Genomic DNA, 20,946 nt, shown 5'->3' with positions numbered 1-20,946 from the left:
AGGATCAGTCATGATGAATAAGAAAATTTTACTTGCTGCCACTTTATGTGGTCTGCTCAGCCCGATCAGCAGCTTTGCCAATGACAAAGTGGCGACTGTTTATCATCCACAAACCTTTCAAAAAATTTGCCAAGGCAAAACACAAGGTGATTGGGTCGAGTTTGCCTACCGTGGCATTATTTGGAATGGGAGTTGTCAGAATCAATTTTTTAGCTCTGATAAAAATGCTGTGATTTATGGGGATGAACCTGAATTACTAAACGTGTGCCGTCAAGACCCAAATAGCAAAACGGTCACGATTGAAGGTCGTACCTATAATGGCAAATGTGCCCTAGCATTTAGCCCACCGCGCCCACAAGCAGGTAACCGCTAATTCAATTGGCGTGTGTTGCAAAATAGCTGCACGTCAAGCTTAAGCTCGATGTGCATTTTTTATGGCTGCTTAGAAATTCAATCCTATCACCAGTTGAGCAGATCAATTGCACGCAACACTCGCGGTTTACCCTAGAGGTACGTTACACTAGGCACTTTATTTTGTTTTAGGTTACGCCCGTGAAATGGTTACAAATTCATATTACAGTTGATCAAGCCCAAGTCGATTTTACCGAGACCCTATTAGAGTCTTTAGGTGCGCTGAGTGTTACTTTAGATGATGCTGAAAACCAAGATTTACTCGAGCCACTTCCGGGTGAAACGCCGCTTTGGAATAAAGTGATTGTAACCGGCATCTATGCGCAAGAAGATGGCGAAGAGATTGATGTCGACTCTCTTGTGACCTTTATTCAAACACAAATGCCAGAAGCACCATTAACGCATGAGTTTATTGAAGATCAAGAATGGGAACGTACTTGGATGGATGCCTATGAGCCAATCCAAATTAGCGACAATTTCTGGATTGTACCTGAATGGATGACAGCACCGGATGCTCAAGCCGTTAATCTTAAATTGGATCCAGGTTTAGCCTTTGGTACAGGCAACCATGCTTCAACTTTCCTGTGCTTACAATGGCTCGGTAAAACTGATCTTAAAGATAAAATTGTCATCGACTACGGTTGTGGTTCAGGCATTTTAGCTGTGGCAGCTTTATTATTGGGCGCGAAAAAAGTCTATGCGACGGACATTGATCCACAAGCGGTACTCGCAACCCAACAAAATGCTGAGCTCAATGGTGTAATGAACAACCTTTATGTGGGTTTACCTGATGAGTTTAACGAAACCCTTAAAGACCAAAAAGCTGATGTATTTGTTGCTAATATCTTAGCTGGCCCTTTAATGATGCTTGCGCCACAGTTCGCAACTTTAGTTAAATCTGAGGGTGAGTTCGCACTTGCAGGGGTAATTGAAGAGCAAGTCTCTGATGTTTCTAATGTTTATTCTGAATTTTTTGATATATTAGAAGTAGAAAAACGCGACGGATACTGGTGCCGTATTTCTGGTAAACGTCAATCTCACTAAAAATATCTTAAAGTATGAATAAAAAACAAACCCAATGCCCTGAATGTACAACAATCTATAAAGTCTCTGTTGAACAGCTCACCATTGCACAGGGCATGGTTTGTTGCCCCAAATGTTTTTCTAGCTTTAATGCCCTACTACATTTGGTTGAAATCTCAGCTCAGCAGGAAACAGTAAGCAACGCGCACGCTAGCTTAGTCCAACCTGAGGTTCAGCAACCCGCCACTCAGCCAAGCGTAGTACGCCGCTATAGTCAACACCACTTACTCGATATTTTTGATCGTAAGATTGAGCACTCTAATATTGACCTATATACCTACTTAAATAATTTAAACTATTTTAGTAGCGAACCCATTCACCAATTTCCAGCCTTAAAACTTTCAGAAAAAGAACGCTGCAGTACACCAAAACCTGGGCTTGGTTATTATGTTATGTGGAGTGCCATTAATCTTAGCCTAATGGGATTTTTAGCCTTTCAAATTTTATGGTTCAATCCAAAAATCGTGGCACATTACCCAGCTTTAAAGCAAGGTTTTAGCTACGCCTGTAGCATGATCAATTGTCAAAGCCTAGAACAGCGCTATGAAAAAGTTACAATTGAGCAATTACGCTTAAATGCTAAAGGCCTTTATGCAACTGAATTTAGTGGCGCCTTAAACAATACAGATCTAAAGAGTATTCCCTTACCTCGCCTATTAGTGACTACACAAACCGAAGTGGGCCAAGTGGAATATATTTTTCATCCCGATGACTATTTAGAAGAAAAGTATCAAGGAATTGAGCGTCTACCCGCTGACACACCTTTTAAATTTAGTTTTGAAGTACCTGTTGCTAAAAAGCACTTACAAGAGCCACATTTAGAAATCATTCAACCTTAAGATCAAAAAAAACGATGCAAAGTGCAAAAAAAATTGAAAAAAAATGCACTTTTCTTGCTCACTTTTTCTTAGACAATGGTATTATACGCGCCATTACAGCTTATGCTGCAAACACCTCGCTTTACGTAAGAACAAATACAACTTCTGCTTGACTGCGCTTTATTTCCCATAACAGCGTACGAGCCGATTTTTTGTTTATTTTTGCCCGTAACAAAAATTCATCTATTGTTACGATCAAAAAAACATCAAGGCGTGGGACTGTGGCAAGCTAGCCTTTCTGTTTTAGAGCTTCTGGATTTAAGATCTAAAACCGGGGTTCATTTTATTTTTAGACCACATTGATATATCACTTTATCCCAGTGATATTTTATTTTTCGGATTAATTCGCATGAATAGCAAATCTCCTATTTTTACTGCACAATCTGATGTCGCTTTGCGTATTCACGTAGATCGCGCAGTTCGCCATTACTTTGCACAACTGCAAGGCGAGCAACCATCTCAGGTTTATGACATGGTTCTAGCAGAAATGGAGAAACCTCTTCTATCTGTTGTTTTAGAATATACACGCGGCAACCAAACTCGCGCTGCTGAGATTCTAGGACTTAACCGTGGTACTTTACGTAAAAAGTTGAAAGCTCACGGTTTAATGAGTGAATAAATGATAAGATGCTTGCGTTGAACGCAGGCATTTTTTTTGACCGAAATTTTGCCTTATTTGTTTTAATCTGTTCCTTGAAAACTGTGACGAAGATCATGACTATTAAACGCGCTTTAATCTCTGTTTCCGACAAAACTGGTATTGTCGAATTTGCACAAAACCTAGTGGCTCTGGGGGTAGAAATTTTATCTACTGGCGGAACATACAAATTGTTAAAAGACAATAATGTTGCCGTAGTTGAAGTTTCCGAGCATACTGGTTTCCCAGAGATGATGGACGGCCGTGTAAAAACACTACATCCAAAGATTCATGGGGGTATCTTAGCTCGTCGTGGTCTAGACGAAGCTGTGATGGCTGAACACAACATTGATGCTATTGATTTAGTGGTTGTAAACCTTTATCCATTTGCTGCAACTGTGGCAAAACCAAACTGTTCACTGGCCGATGCGATCGAAAATATTGACATCGGTGGTCCTACCATGGTTCGTGCTGCTGCGAAAAACCATGCATCTGTGGGTATCGTGGTGAATGCGTCTGACTATGCAACTGTAGTTGCTGAGCTTAAAGCTGAAGGCTCACTTTCTTATGCAACTCGTTTTGACCTTGCTGTTAAAGCATTTGAACATACTGCACAGTATGACGGCATGATTGCTTCTTACTTAGGTGCACGCGTAGGTAAAATCGAGGGTCAAGCAGATCAATTTGCACGTACTTTCAATACGCAATTGAACAAAGCACAAGATTTACGTTACGGTGAAAACCCACACCAATCTGCTGCATTCTATGTTGACCCTGCTGCAACTGAAGCATCTGTTGCAACAGCTAAACAGTTACAAGGTAAAGAATTATCTTATAACAATATTGCGGACACCGATGCAGCACTAGAATGTGTTAAATCATTCGCTAAACCTGCATGTGTAATCGTAAAACATGCGAACCCATGTGGCGTTGCGGTATCTTTAGACGGCATTCAAGCTGCTTATGATCTTGCGTATGCAACTGACCCAGAATCTGCATTCGGTGGCATCATCGCATTTAACCGTGAATTAGATGTTGCAACTGCTCAAGCCATTGTAGACCGTCAATTCGTTGAAGTGATTATTGCACCTAGCGTTGCTGAAGGTGTGCTAGAAGTAACTGGTGCGAAGAAAAACGTACGTGTACTTGTATGTGGCGAATTACCAGCAATTGACGAACGTGCGCCACAAATGGACTATAAACGTGTGAATGGCGGTTTACTCGTTCAAGATCAAGACTTAGGTATGATTACTAAAGATGATCTTAAAGTTGTGACTAAACGTGCCCCAACTGAACAAGAAATTGATGACATGATCTTCGCTTGGAAAGTTGCGAAATACGTGAAATCAAACGCGATTGTGTATGCTAAAAACCGTCAAACCATCGGTGTTGGCGCAGGTCAAATGAGCCGTGTAAACTCTGCGCGTATTGCTGCAATTAAAGCTGAACATGCAGGTCTTGTAGTTGAAGGCGCGGTAATGGCATCTGATGCATTCTTCCCATTCCGTGATGGTATTGATAACGCTGCAAAAGCGGGCATCAAATGCATTATTCAACCGGGTGGTTCTATGCGTGATGAAGAAACCATTGCAGCAGCTGATGAAGCAGGTATTGCCATGGTGTTCACAGGTATGCGTCATTTCCGTCACTAATCTGGCGCCTGTATAATGACGTATAAGCACGCAATAATGCTTACTACATTAGATTTCTAATCTTCATAAAGTCCTCTCCTGCTTGCAGGCTGAGGACTTTATGCTTTTCGATTCATGGAGTATGAACCGATGAATATTTTAGTTTTGGGTAATGGCGGTCGTGAACATGCATTGGCATGGAAAATCGCACAAGATGAAAAAGTGGCTAAAGTGTTTGTTGCACCTGGTAACGCGGGCACAGCAACTGAGCCAAAATGTGAAAACGTAAATTTAAGCATTTTAGATAATGCTGCAATTATTGATTTTGCAAAAAACAATGCGGTTGAGTTGATTGTAGTTGGCCCAGAAGCACCGCTTGTGAACGGTGTGGTGGATGCTTGCCGTGCAGCAGGTGTAAAAATTTGGGGTCCAACGCAGTTTGCAGCGCAGTTAGAAGGCTCTAAAGCATTTGCCAAGCATTTCTTAAAACGCCATAACATCCCAACCGCTTTTTATGACGTATTTACCGAAGTGGATGCGGCCAAAGCATTTGTTGAGAAAAATGGTGCGCCAATCGTGATTAAGGCGGATGGTCTTGCTGCGGGTAAAGGCGTGATTGTTGCCATGACCAACGAGGAAGCATTTGCTGCGATTGACGACATGCTTGCAGGCAACAAATTTGGTGATGCCGGTTCTCGCGTTGTGATCGAAGAATTCTTAGCCGGTGAAGAAGCATCTTTCATTTGTATGATTGATGGCGACAACATCTTACCAATGGCAACTTCTCAAGATCATAAGCGTATTTTTGAAGGCGACCAAGGTCCAAATACGGGCGGTATGGGTGCTTACTCACCTGCGCCTGTTGTAACGGCCGAAGTATTTGAAAAAACCATGAATGAAGTGATGCGTCCTACCGTTGAAGGTATGAAAAAAGACGGTCACGTTTATACAGGTTTCTTATACGCAGGTTTGATGATTGATGAACAAGGTCAACCTAAAGTGATCGAGTTTAACTGTCGTTTTGGCGACCCTGAAACTCAACCAATTATGATGCGTTTAAAATCATCATTAGTTGATTTAGTTGAAGCAGGTATTGCAGGCAATTTACCAGCAGAAGCTGAATGGGATGAGCGTAAAACTGTAGGTATCGTTTTAGCATCTAAAGGCTATCCTGAAACGTCTAGCAATGGCGATGTGATTTCAGGTTTAGACACCCAAATGACAGATGCCAAAGTATTCCATGCGGGTACAAAAGCGCTTGAGAATGGCGATATCGTGACTGCTGGCGGACGTGTACTTTGTGTAACTGCACTAGGTAATACCATTGGTGAAGCGCAAGCAAAAGCTCTTGAGCTTTGTGAAAAAGTAACGTTTGATGGTGTTCAATATCGTAAAGATATTGGTTACCGTGCCATTGCGCGTGAAAATGCTTAATTTAGTTTAAGCAATAAAAACCCACTTCGGTGGGTTTTTTTGTATAATTACCACAAAGTTGTATAAAATCTAGAAAATACTTAAAATGAAAGACTTACATACTCCACTAGAAGAACAGACTCTATTTGAATCATGGATTCTTACTAGCCATTTAAGTAGCCTCCATCATGATTTAGCTTCAGCAAAAAAATTTAAAAAAATAATCAAGAATGACAGTCATGATGCGTTGAAAATAAATACCCTTAGTTATTACCATCAAGTTACTAAAAAAGAAGTATCACAAGAACATAGGGAAAAATTTGATGATTTTCTATATCGGTCAGAAAAAACATGTTCATTTCTACAATCTCTTATAGAACTTAAGCTTTATCCAAACCCAAATTTTCCACTATGGAATCAGCATTTAGAACTTTATGATCTTTTAGAGAAAAATAATTTTTGTGCAGAAAATGCCAAAAATATACAAAGTTTTTTATTAGATACTTTCTTAATCCCTGAATATAGATATATCGAAATCAATATGCTAATAAATAGATATTTCAATATTTTTCTAATTTTATTCCATTTAGATTCACTCATTTTTAAGGATTTTCAACAAGCATCTATTTCTAAATTTTTATTAATAGGAAAAATAAAAGGACAACAAAAATCTAAAAACCATCTATTTTGGAATCTAGTCAAAGTACTTTCATGTATTGAAGCAAATAAAAAATTAGGTATATCTTTTGATACAAAGAAAAAATTTCCTAAAGATGAGGATTGTTTTTCCTTTCTCAATGAAGATCAAGCCGAACGAATCAAATATGCTGTAAGAAAATTAAAAGAAGGAAAAAACACATTTTTCTATCTGACTCATTTTTATCAATTACTTGGTGCAAAAAAACTTTTTGAAAATACAGAATGCTTTAATCATTGTTCAATCACAGGCTTATGGTTCATATATATATACTGCAAGATTTTAATCACACCAAACTCAATTCTCGCCAACTTAACTGTTAAAGATCTTGATGCCATATACTTAATGTTTAAAACTCAATATAAATCAGAAGGCACATATCAATGGCCTTCTGACTTAATTATGTAAAGTTACTTCCGTGGTGGATTATTACCACGCCCCCCACCTGAAGGATTACCTGTTGTGCTTGGTGCATTAACTGGTTTTGACATTTTTTATTTCCTTAAATTTACCGTGTATTCGGTAAGTTAATTATCAATAAATCAACCATTAAACTATATGCGAAAAATTAATTTTTTGTTTATTTTTTAATCAAAAATTTCTTTTCAAAAGCTCTTTAAATCCAAAAATATCACCCAAGGGATCATATCTATTGGTTTGTTTAAAAAAATCAGAACCTACAAGCATTGGCTTATATTTTACTTTCAATGATTGCTCAAAAAAGTCAGCATGCCCTATAGGAAAGTTAATCTCTTTTGGATAATGATAATTTTTCCATAATCGCTCAGGTAATGCATAATCAATAATAACATCTCCACCTAATCCAACCCAAGCATGCACATCTTGCTCCCCTTTTTTAATTTTTTTAGAGAACTCATTTTCTAGGTAATGAAAAGTGGTATCCCATTCATCTTCGGGAGAATTATTGATATTTACATTACCAAATATCATTTCTACATTAAACCCCTTAGCCCTTAAATACATAAAAGTAATTGCTGAAAGATCAAGACACATATTACCTAGATAAGGATGAAATTTAAAAAAATCTTCAATAAAATTAAATAATTCACCCTTAACAATATTCTCTATTTTATATAAATCTTGTTTATCTCTATAATTTTTATCTATAAATTTAGTATTGATATTTTGTACTCCAATTTGATTCGCAAAGTTTAAGGAATTTTGAAGTAAGGTCAAATAACAATTTTTACTATTCATCTCTGATTAAGTCCTAGTGTTGAATTAAAATTCTTCTGACATTTAGAATTAACCTATTATCAAAAGCACTATATAATTTTTATATGCGAAAATAATCAAATTCGTTCAAATATCAAGCAACCTTAAACTAGAAGCAGAAGATGAATTCCAGCATCCAAACCCCTCGCCTAATCCTGCGCCATTTATCCAAATGTGTGCAGATGATGAAGTTATGCTTTACTTTTATAAAAACTGGATAGCGACCTTTAAACCAAGATGTCTTCTATGAAATTCATCGCAGTGATTTTCTACACCATCCATTTTGTTAAAATATATGCCAAATTCAAGCACTACAGCGTATGCAGTCATACAGTAAGTCATGCGATAAGCTCTTCCTGTTTTAATTGTACAAAATAAAAACTATTGGTTATGCCAGTCTATGATGAGCTAAAAGCAAGATTTAAGCTCTTAAGGCATTAAAATTTGACGCGCTGTTAAAGCCTTAACCATTCAATGGAGCTTAAAGCTAAATATGGTAAATCTTTAATATCCATGATTAATACTGAATTAAATTGTAAGAATTCATAGGATTAGTTTTGGCTCATATTTAGATTTTTTGACTAGTCGATAAAAACTTATATTTTTTATGACCTATTTCCCAAGTTCTAAGATGTTTATATTCATTTTTAAGATATTCATCAGACAAAATCTTATAAAGCAAGCATTAATAACAATTGGTTATTTTTTAACAAAACAAAATTTATTAATCTCTTGTTTTACCAAATCTTTTTTATTTATACTGTATACTTCTTATGCGCTTTATTAGATAAAGAAAAGCTCTTTATCCACTATATCGAATATCGTTTTATTGCTATGATGCAAAAAAGCTGTTGCAGTTTAAATCGGTTTTATATGCGTTGCATTACTCTCTCTTGATACCGATTTAAAATGCCGCACTGTCACTTAAGCAAGGTTAAATCCGCATAAAATTTAAACTTCACAAGCGAAGATGCGTGCTTTAACATTGAGTTAAATTTAATCAGGACGAACATATGAAAAAGCTTCTCGGTCTTGCTTTAGGTGCCTCTGTTGCCCTAACGGGTTGCGGTCAATCTGAAGCGCCGCAACAAGATGCTGCAAAACCAGGTGAATTACAAACCATTACTATGGCATCTACAGGCTCGGATGCTGATGTATGGCGCTATATCGCGACTTTGCCTGAAACCAAAGCTGCTGGCATCAAGTTAGAAGTGAAAAACTTCAATGACTACGTTGCAATGAATACGGCTGTGGCCAACCAAGAAATTGATGTTAATACCTTCCAATCATATAACTATATGGTGGCGTACAATACAGAAACCACAGACAAAAAAGTGGCTGCTGTATCGACAACTTATATTGAGCCAATGGGTATTTATTCAGATAAATACAAAAAAATTGACCAATTCCCTGCTAATGCAACCATTGCAATTCCTAACGATGCAGCCAATGAAGCACGCTCTTTATCTTTATTACAAACTGCTGGTTTAATTAAACTTAAATCAGATTTCAGCCCAATCTTAGGTACCACCAAAGATGTAGTTGAAAATCCAAAGAACATCACTTTAAAAACCATTCCAATGGCAACTGCGGTACGTGTAAAAAGTGAAGTCGATGCGATTGTGTTGGGTAATACCTTGGCAATGGAAGGTGGCTTAAACGTACTTAAAGATGCGGTATTCTATGAGCCAGTAGATCAATCAACTAAGCTGTATGTCAACTTATTGGTGACAGCTGAAGGTCGTGAAAATGATCCTTTATTGCAAAAACTTGGTACGCTGTATCACACAGAAGCAGTGAAAAAATATGTGGCTGATCACTTCGGTGGTACAAAAATTGATGTAAATAAACCGATGAGCTATTTTGCTGACGTAAAATAGTCCTATAATCAGCTTTTATAAAATAGGCAAAGCAATTTGCCTATTTTTTTCTTTTTTGGCAAATGTTGACGATATGATTCAATTTAAAAACATTTCAAAACACTACCAGCTTAAAGGTCAAACTTTACGCGCCTTAAACCAAATTAATTTGGAAATTCCAGAAGGCAGTATTTTTGGCATTATTGGCTATAGTGGTGCAGGTAAAAGTACCTTAATCCGTTTGATTAACTTACTCGAGCGCCCAAGTGAAGGCCAAGTGATTGTCAATGGACAAGACTTAACTGCGCTTGATGCGAAATCATTACGTCAGCAACGTAGCAATATTGGCATGATCTTCCAGCATTTTAACTTAATGCAAACCAAGACCGTGGCGGCCAATATTGAAATGCCAATGCAGCTTTTGGGCTGGAGCAAGCCTGAGCGCGAAAAACGTTTAGAAGAATTACTGGATTTTATTGACCTTAAACATAAACGTAATGCTTATCCAGATGAACTTTCAGGGGGGCAAAAACAGCGTGTGGGTATTGCGCGTGCCCTTGCCAATCATCCTAAAATTTTACTCTGTGATGAAGCCACTTCTGCACTTGACCCACAAACCACGCAATCGGTATTACAACTCTTGAAAAAGATTAATCAAGAGCAAGGCATTACTATTGTGATGGTCACGCATGAAATGGATGTGATTGAATCGGTATGTGACCATGTGGCGGTGATGGAGCAAGGTCAAGTGATTGAAATGGGTAATACCCTCTCAATCTTTAGCCAACCGCAACATCCAACCACCAAAACCTTTATTCAAACTGTGCTGCAGCAGCATTTGCCTGTGAATATTTTAAATAACCTAGAAAATAAAAATCATCACAGTATTTATAGTTTGCAATTTTTAGGCACTTCAGCACAAGAAACTGTAGTACAAGCAGTGATTAAACAATTTGATTTAAGCTTAAACATTTTATTTGCCAATATGACCGAAATTGATGGTTCGGTGATTGGGCAAATGTTTGTGCAGTTATTGGGTGATGAACGTATCATTCAACAAGCGATTGAGTTTTTACAAGCGCGTGGCGTGAAAGTGGAACAAGCAGGAGTACAAGCATGAGAGATTTAATTGTTGCTTGGCTGACCGATGTTACTGCGCCATTTTGGAAAAGTTCACTTTCAATTGACCAATTTGTCACGGCGTTGCAAGAAACCATGCATATGGTGTTTTTTGCGTTGCTGTTTGGTTGTATTTGGGGCTTTATTCAGGCGATTATTTTATTGCTGACCCGTCCTGCAGGGATTTTACCCAATAAAATTATCTATCACGGCTTAAACCCGATTGTAAACGCATTACGTTCGTTACCGTTTATTATTCTATTGATTGCGGTGATTCCGTTAACCAAGTTCTTGGTAGGCAGTTCGATTGGTACATGGGCCGCAATTGTGCCACTTACTATTTATATCGGGCCATACATTGGGCGCTTAATTGAAATCTCATTACTTGAAGTCAATGACGGGATTATTGAGTCAGCGCAAGCCATGGGTGCAACGCCAATGCAAATTATCTTTAAATTTGTACTGCCTGAAGCACGTAGTTCACTCATTTTAAACTTAACCACCGCCACCATTAGTTTAATTGGTGCCACAGCGATGGCCGGTGCCGTAGGTGCAGGTGGTATTGGTGATTTAGCCATTTCTTATGGTTATCAGCGTTTTGATACCTCTGTGGTGATTTTAACGGTGATTGTATTGCTGATCTTGGTACAAATTGTCCAAATGACTGGTGAATGGTTGGCAAAGCTACGTTAACCCATCCCTAAATCATAGCCCTCACTATGAGGGCTTTATTTTTACCCATAAAATGCGTCAAGACTAAAAGAATAGCTGCTGAACATGATAAAATAACGACAGTTTTAGCAAGGATTCATCTATGCACTTTGTCCATCTTGGTATTCATACAGAATTTTCAATCACGGAATCTATTGTACGTGTGCCAGAGCTTGTAAAAGCCGCAGCCAGTGATGAGATGCCCGCTTTGGCCCTCACAGATTTATCCAATTTGCATGCCGCGGTTAAATTTTATAAAAAATGCTTGGACAAAGGCATTAAACCCATCTTAGGTTCAGAAATTCGCCTCAATGATGCCGAGCATCGTGTGACCTTGTTGTCCATGAGCAATAAAGGCTGGCGTAACCTCACCGAAGTGGTGTCGCGTGGTTATATCGAAGGCCAACAGCTCGATATTCCTTGTGTTCAAAAACAATGGATTTTAGAACAACAACAAGATCTGATCGTATTACTGGGTGTGCATAGTGATGTGGGTAAGATGTTAGTGTCTTCCAATCCACAAAAAGCTGAGCCTTTATTAGAAGACTGGATTGCCAAATTTGGGGATCGAGTCTATTTGGCTTTAACGCGTACCAACCGTCCTTATGAAGATGATTTTATTAGTGAAGCGGTCAAACTGGCGCGTAAATATAATATTGGTGTGGTGGCACATAATGATGTGCACTTTATTCATGCCGAGGATTATGAAGCCCACGAAGCGCGTGTGTGTATTGCCGATGGTTATGTGCTAGGCGATAACCGCCGTCCTAAACGCTATAGCCCAGACCAATATTTTAAAACCGCAGCCGAAATGAGCGAGCTGTTTGCTGATATTCCATCGGCGATTGAAAACACCTACCATATTGCACGGCGCTGTAACGTTACCCTACGCTTAGGTTTTAACGACCTACCTGATTATCCAATTCCGGAAGGTCATACCATTGATACCTTCTTTGCGCATTTATCCGAAGAGGGTTTAGAAGAGCGACTCGACTTCCTCTATCCCCCAGAAACGCGTGGCGAAGATTGGCCTGAAGTACGTAAACCTTATGATGAGCGCTTAGCCTTTGAGATTAATATTATTAACTCCATGGGTTTCCCCGGCTACTTCCTCATCGTGATGGACTTTATTCAATGGTCGAAAAACAATGGCGTGCCGGTCGGTCCGGGGCGTGGTTCGGGTGCTGGTTCTTTGGTGGCCTATAGCTTAAAAATTACCGACCTTGACCCACTGCGTTATGACCTACTCTTTGAACGTTTCTTAAACCCAGAACGTGTCTCGATGCCCGACTTTGACGTGGATTTCTGTATCGCCGGTCGTGACCGCGTGATTGATTATGTGGCACGTACTTATGGGCGTGATGCGGTATCGCAAATTGCGACTTTTGGTACTATGGCGGCTAAAGGTGCGATTCGTGACGTGGCACGGGTGTTGGGTAAATCGTATGGTCTAGCCGATCGTATTTCTAAAATGATTCCAACTAAACCTTTGGGTTTAAGTTTGGAAGAGTCACTTGCCGCCGAACCCCAGCTGAAAGACATTGTCACTAATCCATCCAATCCTGATCATGACGATGCTGCTGAAATTTGGGAAATGGCGCTTAAGCTTGAAGGCATTACCCGTAATACCGGTAAACATGCTGGTGGTGTGGTGATTGCACCCACCAAGCTGACTGACTATTCTGCCGTGATGTGTGATGCCGACGGTACCAACCGTGTGGCCCAGTTTGATAAAGACGATGTCGAATCCGCAGGTCTAGTCAAGTTTGACTTCTTAGGTCTGCGTAACTTAACCGTGATTGAAGATGCCATTCAGCATATTAATCGCCGCTCAGACATGAGCAAGCCGGTGGATATTTCTTTAATTCCACTCGATGACAAAGCAGCTTATGCGGTGTTTGCCGAAGCCAACACCACCGCGGTATTCCAGTTTGAATCCGTGGGCATGAAAAAAATGCTCAAAGAAGCACGCCCAAGCAAATTTGAAGAAATTATTGCCTTCGTATCGCTGTATCGTCCGGGGCCAATGGATCTGATTCCTGACTTTATCCATCGTATGCACGGTGGTGAGTTTGAATACTTACATCCTCTTTTAGAGAGCGTACTCGAACCCACTTACGGGATTATGGTTTATCAAGAACAGGTGATGCAGGCGGCACAGTTTTGTGCGGGTTATAGCTTAGGTGGTGCTGATTTACTACGCCGTGCCATGGGTAAGAAAAAACCCGAAGAAATGGTCAAACAACGCCAAATCTTTATTGAAGGTGCGGCCAAAAAAGATATCGATAGCGATACCGCCAACCATATCTTTGACTATATGGAAAAATTCGCAGGCTATGGTTTTAACAAATCACATGCCGCGGCCTATGCTTTAGTTGCCTATCAAACCGCATGGCTCAAAGCGCATTACCCTGCCGAATTTATGTCGGCGGTAATGACCTCAGAGATGCAAAACACTGACAACGTCGTGTTTTTAATTGATGACTGTCGTATTAACAACCTAGACGTTCTACCGCCTTCGGTCAATATGTCACTGTATAACTTCCATGCTGTCGATGAAAAAACCATCGTCTATGGTTTAGGGGCGATTAAAGGCGTGGGGGAAGCCGCAATGCAATCGGTTATTGAATCACGCCAACAACAAGGTCCATATACCGATCTGTTTGATTTCTGTCATCGCATTGATTTAAAAAAAATTAATAAGCGCACCTTAGAAGCACTGATTCGTGCTGGTGCTTTAGATTGCTTAGGGGTGGAACGTGCCGATTTAATGGCGCAGCTCCCTGAAGCAGTACAAGCAGCCGATCAAGCGCGTCAAAACCGCGAAACGGGTATCATGGATTTGTTTGGTGAAGTGGCTGAAGTACAGCGCAAGCCAGCAAAACCTGTAAAGCCATGGTCAGATGAAGTACGTCTCAAAGGCGAAAAAGACACTTTAGGACTTTATTTAACCGGTCACCCGATTGATGTGTATCGCAGTGAGCTTAAAGCTTTTATTCCAAGTAAACTCAATGAACTGACCCCAACCCGCCGTGGCGTCACCACTGTCTTTGCAGGTTTAGTCTTAGATGTTGCCAATTTCCCAAATCGTATGGTAATTACCCTAGACGATGGTACAGCGCGAATTGAAGTGTCGTGTAACCATGAACGCTTCCAACGCTTTAAAGACATTGTGCAAGTCGAAAAAGTGGTGGTGATTGAAGGGGAAATTTACGAACGTGAAGGTTTTGACCGTCCAATGGGACGCTTAACCAAAGCTTTTGCCTTAAATGACATTCGTCAAAAACGCGCCAATTGCCTCAAAATTCAATTACGACCTGAGCATATCAGTCAAAGTTTTAGCCAAGATTTGGCGCAAATTTTATTGCCATTTTGCAATGTGGATATGTGTCAGCATATTCCATTGCAGCTGCAATTGGATTATGACTATGCCCGTGCCGATTTAAACTTAGGTGTAAATTGGAAAGTTGCGCCTTTAGATGATTTGCTCGCAAAATTACGTGATTATTTTGGTAAAGACAGTATTCAGGTCGAATACCAAGTCAAATCCAAAGCCGCGAAAGCTGCACCTATGCAATATGGTCAACCGGTACAGGTGGCAGCACCACCACCTGAACAAAGTCTTGAAGATGCTTTAGACGCGTATAACGATCAGCTGCAACAACAATATTCTTAAATGAACTTCGGATCACACATGAACCAATTTGATAATACCGCACTCAATGCAACGCTCTCCCACGTGCGTATTGTGATGGTCAACACCACCTTACCCGCCAATATTGGTAGTGCTTTGCGTGCTATGAAAACCATGGGTTTAAGCAAACTGGTATTGGTTGCACCCAAAACCTATCCGCATCCAGATATTGATGCGCTGGCCGCTGGTGCAACCGATTTAATCGAGCAAATTGAAATTGTTGAAACCCTCGAAGACGCGATTCAAGATTGCCATATTGTGTTTGGGACCAGCGCACGTAGCCGCACCATTCCTTGGCCTTTACTAGATGCGCGCCCTGCGGCACAAAAATCCATGCAAGCGGTGGTAAAGCAGCAACAAGAAGTGGCTGTGATTTTTGGTCGCGAAGACCGTGGTTTAACCAATGAAGAACTCGCGCTTGCCAATTATCATGTCACCATTCCTGTCAATACAGATTATGGTGTGCTCAATGTCGCGCAAGCCATTCAAGTGATTTGCTATGAAATGCGTATGGCAGCCATTGAACAAGCCAATATGCCAACCGATGACACTGCCGATATGCAAGTGATTGATGGTCAGCATATGCATTGGGATGAACCCTTAGTGACCCATAAAGACATGGATAAATTCTATCCGCATTTAGAACAAATGCTGGCAGAAATTGAATTTATGGATCCAAATAATAAACGATTATTGCCTTTACGCTTGCGTCGCCTTTTTGGACGTATACAATTGGATAAAATGGAATATCACCTCCTACGCGGCATTTTTAGCCGTGTACAGGCAATGCGTCATGGAACATGGAAACCATCGGGTAAATCTACCCCAGATCATGAGGATCAGTCCTAATGCTTAAACAGCTCAAAGAAGATATACAAGCTGTATTCGCGCGAGATCCTGCCGCTCGAAATACGTTAGAAGTTTTAACCACCTACCCAGGTATTCATGCCCTCATTATGCACCGTATGGCGCATGAGTTATGGAAAAAAGAGTGTAAAGGTTCAGCACGCCTCCTCTCGTCATTTAGCCGTTTTGCCACAGGTATTGAAATTCACCCAGGCGCTAAAATTGGTCGTCGTTTCTTTATTGACCACGGCATGGGTGTGGTGATTGGTGAAACTGCGGAAATTGGCGATGACGTGACCTTATATCATGGTGTGACTTTAGGCGGCACGACATGGAATAAAGGCAAACGTCACCCCACTTTAGAAGATGGTGTGGTAGTGGGTGCAGGTGCCAAAATTTTGGGGCCCTTCACGGTTGGTAAAAATGCCAAAGTCGGTTCTAATGCGGTGGTGACCAAAGCAGTACCTGCCGAAACCACGGCAGTGGGCAACCCTGCACGTTTTATTAGTAAAGATAAGGCTGCTGATGAAGAAAGTCGTCGTCGTGATTATGCACAAAGCATTGGTTTTCAGCCTTATGCTGCGACTCAAGATCAAACTGATCCAATGCTCGAAGGAATGCGCGTATTATTAGACCGTATTCAACATAATGAACAGCGCATGAACCTGCTCTGCCAACGTTTATCTTTGCTTGATCCGACCTTTAATAAATCTTCAGCCAATGCCCAACCCTTTAGTGCAGAAGAGCTAAAAATTATTGATGAAGTACGCCGTGAATGTGAAGCACAAAGCACCTTAGCGAAATAAGCTTTTCGGTTTCAATATGTAGTCAGACTTGCATGTTCGTCAGAGTTTTTTTAGACTGACGAACAGCTTAAACCCTTATGTTTACAATAAATTGAATGGATCACCATGATGAAATTAACGCCATTGGCATGTGCTTTTGTTGCAGCCTCACTTCTAGTGGGTTGCGCGAGTACAGCAAGTAAAAATAATAACGGCAGTGCAACAGTTTTTGCAGAACCTGAAATTTCTGCACCTTTTTACCCGCTTAATCCAATCCATTACGACAAACCATCTGATTTTGAATTGGCCTTAATTGCAGCGGCTAAACAACCTGTGACCAAAATGCTGGTTAATCGTCAAGATGATCCAAATCGCAAACTGACTTTAGATACCAATAAGTTAATCATTCCAACGGTCAATAGCACTACGCGCAGTATGAGCTATGCGGCATTGGCAGGTGACAATCAAATTGACATTACTGATATTGATGACTTTTTAAACATGGTGGAAGGCAAAGCCCGTCACTATCCACCACGCTTTAGCGACCGTAAAGAGCGCCGTGGCTTTGAATATAAACTTAAGCAAGTCAGCGCTCAACTTGATACCTTAGCCGCAGCTCCCAATGCCTCTTTTGACGTGCTGTTACGTGCTTTTAAAGCAGCAGTCATGGGTCGTAATCTAGATTTAGGTTCGGCTTACACCACTAAATCTTTAAATTATGCACAAAAGATTTTAAGTATGAATCCAAATGACCCAGAGGTAAATTTCTGGTTTGGCTTTGCTTTATCTGAAGGCGGCGGCCAAAAAGAAGCAATCCCCTACTTAAATAAAGCCATGCAAGCAGGTGTACAAGAAGCCTATCTGTCTGCGGCAAATAACTACATTGCCATGGAACAAAAGAAAAATGCGGTACAAACCTTAAAAAATTATAAAGTTAAGTATCCACAAGAAGCCGCTGTAGCAGACCGCCTGATTCAAGAAATTGAAAAACAAGGTCGTTGGAACGTGTGGCAAGTCATGAACAAATAAATGTAAAAATTTGAAAAAAGACCGCTTACTGCGGTCTTTTTTTGAATAGTTTAAATGCTGTAAACGCTTAAGATCACGTATGATAAAAATAATTTTCCATTTTGCAGCATGCTATGAATAAACTCCTCTTGCTCAGTTTAGCAAGTACGCTCTTTGTGTCTGGCTGTCAGGTGGTCAGCGTGAAAAGTCAGGCTTTAAATGTCACGATTGCCAATGAGCGTGACAGTATCTTAACACGTAACCAACTCAGTGAAGCGAGTCTCAATGTATTGTCGATGACAGGCCGTGAAGCTAAAACCTGTACTCTTACACCTGAACAATGTGTATCTGAACTCCAAGAGATTCCACAAATTCAAGATGAGCAACTCTTCTCAACAGCCAGTGAAATTTATCTTGCCAAAGCCATTGAATTAGATAAATCCACTGAATGTAAGAGTGGCCTTATGAACACTGTGCAATCCAAAGATAAACAACAACAAAAACAGCAAGCACAGCAAAACTGTCTCGATCAACAGCTCACCATGCTGGACAAAAGTTTACGTTATAGTTATGCCTATATGTTCCAAAGTGAGCGTGGCCCAGAAGATCGGATTTTTGATAACCGCCAAGTGCAAATTCGTGATTTTTATAATCAATCGATTGCTAAAATGGTGAGCGTTTATGCCATGCGCCATAAACCGAGCCAAATGCCCAATACTATTCAGGTTGGACAGAGCCGTTATCATTTAAATTTTGATGCTTATCCTGAACTGAAAAATCAGCCCATTGAACAGCTGATTTCCACCTATAACCTAAATTTTTCAGGCTTACGCTCGATTACCCGTCGTGATGGTTTTGGATCTGAGTTTGCGGTGGTGTTACCTGAACAACATCAACCACACACCAAGATTCCGTATATTATCGATCCACTGCGTTATGCCTATAAAAATGGCGTCAACCCTAATATTCATGCAGCCCGCTATTTGGCTGCCACTATTACAGCCCAGCCCAAAGGCATACAATCCGTAGAGCGCATTTTAAATCATAGTGATTTTGAACTTTCGGCTTTTGATCCTTATCAATATGATACGGTGAAAGTAGCGCGTAAAACCTATCCATTAGCAGCCAATTTTTCTGCACCTTATGGTTTATGGCTGGCACAGAATAATTTGGGTAAAGCCGCCTATTTAAGTTTAATTGATCGTGATGATCGTCTGACCATGCCGCATTTATATATGCTCGAGCCGTATAATCCTAAAAAGAAAGTTATTATCTTGGTGCATGGTTTGGCCAGCAGTCCTGAAGCATGGGTACGTTTAACCAATGATATGATGGGTGATCCGGTACTGCGCCAACATTATCAAGTCTGGCAGGTGTTTTACTCCACCAATATGCCAATTATTGAAAGTCGTTTTCAGATTTATGCCCTGCTCACCCAAGCCTTTAAGCAAGTGGATCATAATGCCGCTGCCAAAAACGACGCGGTTTTAATTGGTCATAGCATGGGTGGTATTATTTCACGGCTATTGGTGAGTAATGCTGATATTACGCAACAAACCTTAGCCTTAATGAATTCACGGCAACTGAATCAATATCGTAATTTACCTATTGTGCGCCAACGTATGGTTATGAATTCGATTCCCAATATTGACCGCGCCATTTTTTTAGCCACACCACATCGCGGCACTGATTTTGCCGATCGTTGGTTTACCAAAGCCGCACGTAAAATTATTAAATTACCAGGCGCTTTTTTAACAGCCATTGGTGATGCGTTAATTGATGAAGACCCAAGCTTAAGAGAGCTTTGGAAACATATTGATCATAGTTTGATTCAAAATGGACCAAGTGATTTGAGTCATCAGTCTAAGTTTATTGGACTCACTGAAAATATTATGCCGCGTCCTGATTTACCGTTTCATAGCATTATAGGCAACAATACAGGGCTTGATGATCCATTGAAAATCAATGATGACGTGGTGCCTTATCAAAGCGCCCATCTTCAAGGGGCAAGTTCAGAGAAAATCTTAAAAGGCAGCCATTCTATTCAGGAAACCCCTGAGGCAGTATTAGAGTTGCGTCGCATTTTACGCCTACATTTAAGCGAAAAAGGTTTATATAAACCTTAATTAAAAAGCCGAAGTGATCACTTCGGCTTTTTTTTCAGCTAAGCAAGTTCAGCTTGTGCTGCTTTTTTTAGGCTTTGTTCATGGACACGTTGACATTCATCTAGTGCTAGTTCGTAATATGCCAAGCCCTCTTTGACTGCATGAAAAGCTTGTTGCTGCATCAGCACATCATGATTGGCTAAACGTTTAATCAGCTCCATAGCCTCATAGGGATGGATATCATCATAATGCGCATGGGCACGTAACCACGCAATGGTACGTTTATTGATATTAATTTCGGGATGATTGGCGTAGGTTTGAATACCTTCGTAAACACGACTACTCCAGTCACCTGTTGCCCATTCAATGGCCAAATTGGTGGCTGCTAAGGCTTCTGCCAAATTACCGCGGCTATTGTTACTCCATAAGAAATGGTTCACGGCGTTCATCGCAGCACTCGGTTTTACATTATCTAGCTCTTCGACAGTTAAACCAAAACCTGCCGCCCAATCACGGTACCAATTTAAATGACGCTCTTCAACTTTAATGTTTTGAATCAGCCAATCACGCGCCTCATTTACACCCGGATCAGAAAAATTGGTTGCTTTGGCTAAAGCCAGTGACATATAGGATGGGAAATGCGCCACTAAAGGATAAAAATTAAGTAAAGCATAACGAAAACTTTCTAAAGTCAGATGACCTGCAGCCATATTGGTAAAAAATGGATGCTGACTAATGCGATCCTTAAAAGGAATTAAATCATCCCAAAATTTTTGCGACCAGGCATTGTGCGGTGTAATTTCCAATTCGTCATGGTATTTGGTCGTCATGTC

17 protein-coding genes are annotated in these 20,946 nt (G+C 40.4%); 15 read left to right on the top strand and 2 right to left on the bottom strand.

Annotated features, from left to right (window positions below; translation table 11 throughout):
• Positions 1 to 13: 13 nt before the first annotated feature.
• From AC5YCD_RS05270 to AC5YCD_RS05240, 7 genes are all read left to right on the top strand, one after another.
• Positions 14 to 373: a hypothetical protein gene (locus AC5YCD_RS05270; protein WP_496129206.1), complete on the top strand. Its 360-nt coding sequence runs from the start codon at positions 14 to 16 to the stop codon at positions 371 to 373.
• 179 nt (positions 374 to 552) lie between these two features.
• Entirely contained in the window at positions 553 to 1,455 is a 903-nt protein-coding gene (gene prmA, locus AC5YCD_RS05265; RefSeq protein WP_496129022.1) for a 50S ribosomal protein L11 methyltransferase, read from the top strand.
• A 14-nt stretch (positions 1,456 to 1,469) separates the two neighbouring features.
• Positions 1,470 to 2,333 (top strand): MJ0042-type zinc finger domain-containing protein, encoded by an 864-nt coding sequence (locus tag AC5YCD_RS05260; protein ID WP_496129021.1) that lies wholly within the window; start codon positions 1,470 to 1,472, stop codon positions 2,331 to 2,333.
• Positions 2,334 to 2,721: 388 nt separating this feature from the next.
• Positions 2,722 to 2,991 carry a DNA-binding transcriptional regulator Fis gene (gene fis, locus AC5YCD_RS05255; RefSeq protein ID WP_001086304.1) on the top strand — a complete coding sequence of 90 codons (270 nt, stop codon included), beginning with the start codon at positions 2,722 to 2,724 and terminating at the stop codon, positions 2,989 to 2,991.
• A gap of 95 nt (positions 2,992 to 3,086) precedes the next feature.
• Positions 3,087 to 4,661 (top strand): bifunctional phosphoribosylaminoimidazolecarboxamide formyltransferase/IMP cyclohydrolase, encoded by a 1,575-nt coding sequence (gene purH / locus AC5YCD_RS05250; RefSeq protein ID WP_496129020.1) that lies wholly within the window; start codon positions 3,087 to 3,089, stop codon positions 4,659 to 4,661.
• Between the two features lie 129 nt (positions 4,662 to 4,790).
• On the top strand, positions 4,791 to 6,074 hold the full coding sequence (gene purD, locus AC5YCD_RS05245) for a phosphoribosylamine--glycine ligase (RefSeq protein WP_496129019.1): 1,284 nt from the start codon (positions 4,791 to 4,793) through the stop codon (positions 6,072 to 6,074).
• 85 nt (positions 6,075 to 6,159) lie between these two features.
• Positions 6,160 to 7,158: a hypothetical protein gene (locus tag AC5YCD_RS05240; RefSeq protein WP_496129018.1), complete on the top strand. Its 999-nt coding sequence runs from the start codon at positions 6,160 to 6,162 to the stop codon at positions 7,156 to 7,158.
• Positions 7,159 to 7,341: 183 nt separating this feature from the next.
• On the opposite strand, the gene AC5YCD_RS05235 is transcribed toward AC5YCD_RS05240, so the two are convergent.
• Positions 7,342 to 7,968, bottom strand: a complete 627-nt coding sequence (locus tag AC5YCD_RS05235) for a hypothetical protein (RefSeq protein ID WP_496129017.1) — start codon at positions 7,966 to 7,968, stop codon at positions 7,342 to 7,344.
• A gap of 1,031 nt (positions 7,969 to 8,999) precedes the next feature.
• On the opposite strand from AC5YCD_RS05235, the gene AC5YCD_RS05230 reads away from it, so the two are divergent.
• The 8 genes from AC5YCD_RS05230 to AC5YCD_RS05195 all read left to right on the top strand — a co-directional run bounded on the left by AC5YCD_RS05230 (position 9,000) and on the right by AC5YCD_RS05195 (position 20,134).
• Entirely contained in the window at positions 9,000 to 9,866 is an 867-nt protein-coding gene (locus AC5YCD_RS05230; protein WP_496129016.1) for a MetQ/NlpA family ABC transporter substrate-binding protein, read from the top strand.
• A gap of 73 nt (positions 9,867 to 9,939) precedes the next feature.
• A complete protein-coding gene (locus AC5YCD_RS05225) occupies positions 9,940 to 10,965 on the top strand; it encodes a methionine ABC transporter ATP-binding protein (RefSeq protein WP_496129015.1) in 1,026 nt (341 codons plus the stop codon).
• Positions 10,962 to 11,657, top strand: coding sequence for a methionine ABC transporter permease (locus tag AC5YCD_RS05220; protein ID WP_496129014.1), 696 nt, complete (start codon positions 10,962 to 10,964; stop codon positions 11,655 to 11,657). Before AC5YCD_RS05225 ends, AC5YCD_RS05220 begins: the two co-directional genes overlap by 4 nt.
• A 121-nt stretch (positions 11,658 to 11,778) precedes the next feature.
• A complete protein-coding gene (gene dnaE, locus AC5YCD_RS05215) occupies positions 11,779 to 15,351 on the top strand; it encodes a DNA polymerase III subunit alpha (protein ID WP_496129013.1) in 3,573 nt (1,190 codons plus the stop codon).
• An 18-nt stretch (positions 15,352 to 15,369) separates the two neighbouring features.
• Positions 15,370 to 16,218, top strand: coding sequence for an RNA methyltransferase (locus AC5YCD_RS05210; protein ID WP_496129012.1), 849 nt, complete (start codon positions 15,370 to 15,372; stop codon positions 16,216 to 16,218).
• Complete coding sequence (gene cysE, locus AC5YCD_RS05205; RefSeq protein ID WP_496129011.1) at positions 16,218 to 17,021, top strand: serine O-acetyltransferase; 804 nt, start codon at positions 16,218 to 16,220, stop codon at positions 17,019 to 17,021. Before AC5YCD_RS05210 ends, cysE begins: the two co-directional genes overlap by 1 nt.
• Before the next feature lie 108 nt (positions 17,022 to 17,129).
• Complete coding sequence (locus AC5YCD_RS05200) at positions 17,130 to 18,029, top strand: ABUW_2363 family tetratricopeptide repeat lipoprotein (protein ID WP_496129205.1); 900 nt, start codon at positions 17,130 to 17,132, stop codon at positions 18,027 to 18,029.
• 113 nt (positions 18,030 to 18,142) lie between these two features.
• The gene (locus AC5YCD_RS05195) at positions 18,143 to 20,134 is read left to right on the top strand and encodes an esterase/lipase family protein (protein ID WP_496129010.1); all 1,992 of its coding nucleotides are present in this window, start codon (positions 18,143 to 18,145) and stop codon (positions 20,132 to 20,134) included.
• 38 nt (positions 20,135 to 20,172) lie between these two features.
• Here AC5YCD_RS05195 and AC5YCD_RS05190 read toward each other — a convergent pair whose 3' ends face one another.
• Positions 20,173 to 20,943 carry an iron-containing redox enzyme family protein gene (locus AC5YCD_RS05190; protein ID WP_496129009.1) on the bottom strand — a complete coding sequence of 257 codons (771 nt, stop codon included), beginning with the start codon at positions 20,941 to 20,943 and terminating at the stop codon, positions 20,173 to 20,175.
• Positions 20,944 to 20,946: the final 3 nt, after the last annotated feature.

It is taken from the genome of Acinetobacter sp. CY05 (genome assembly GCF_059515805.1).
This window is presented reverse-complemented; position numbering and strand designations above follow the sequence as displayed.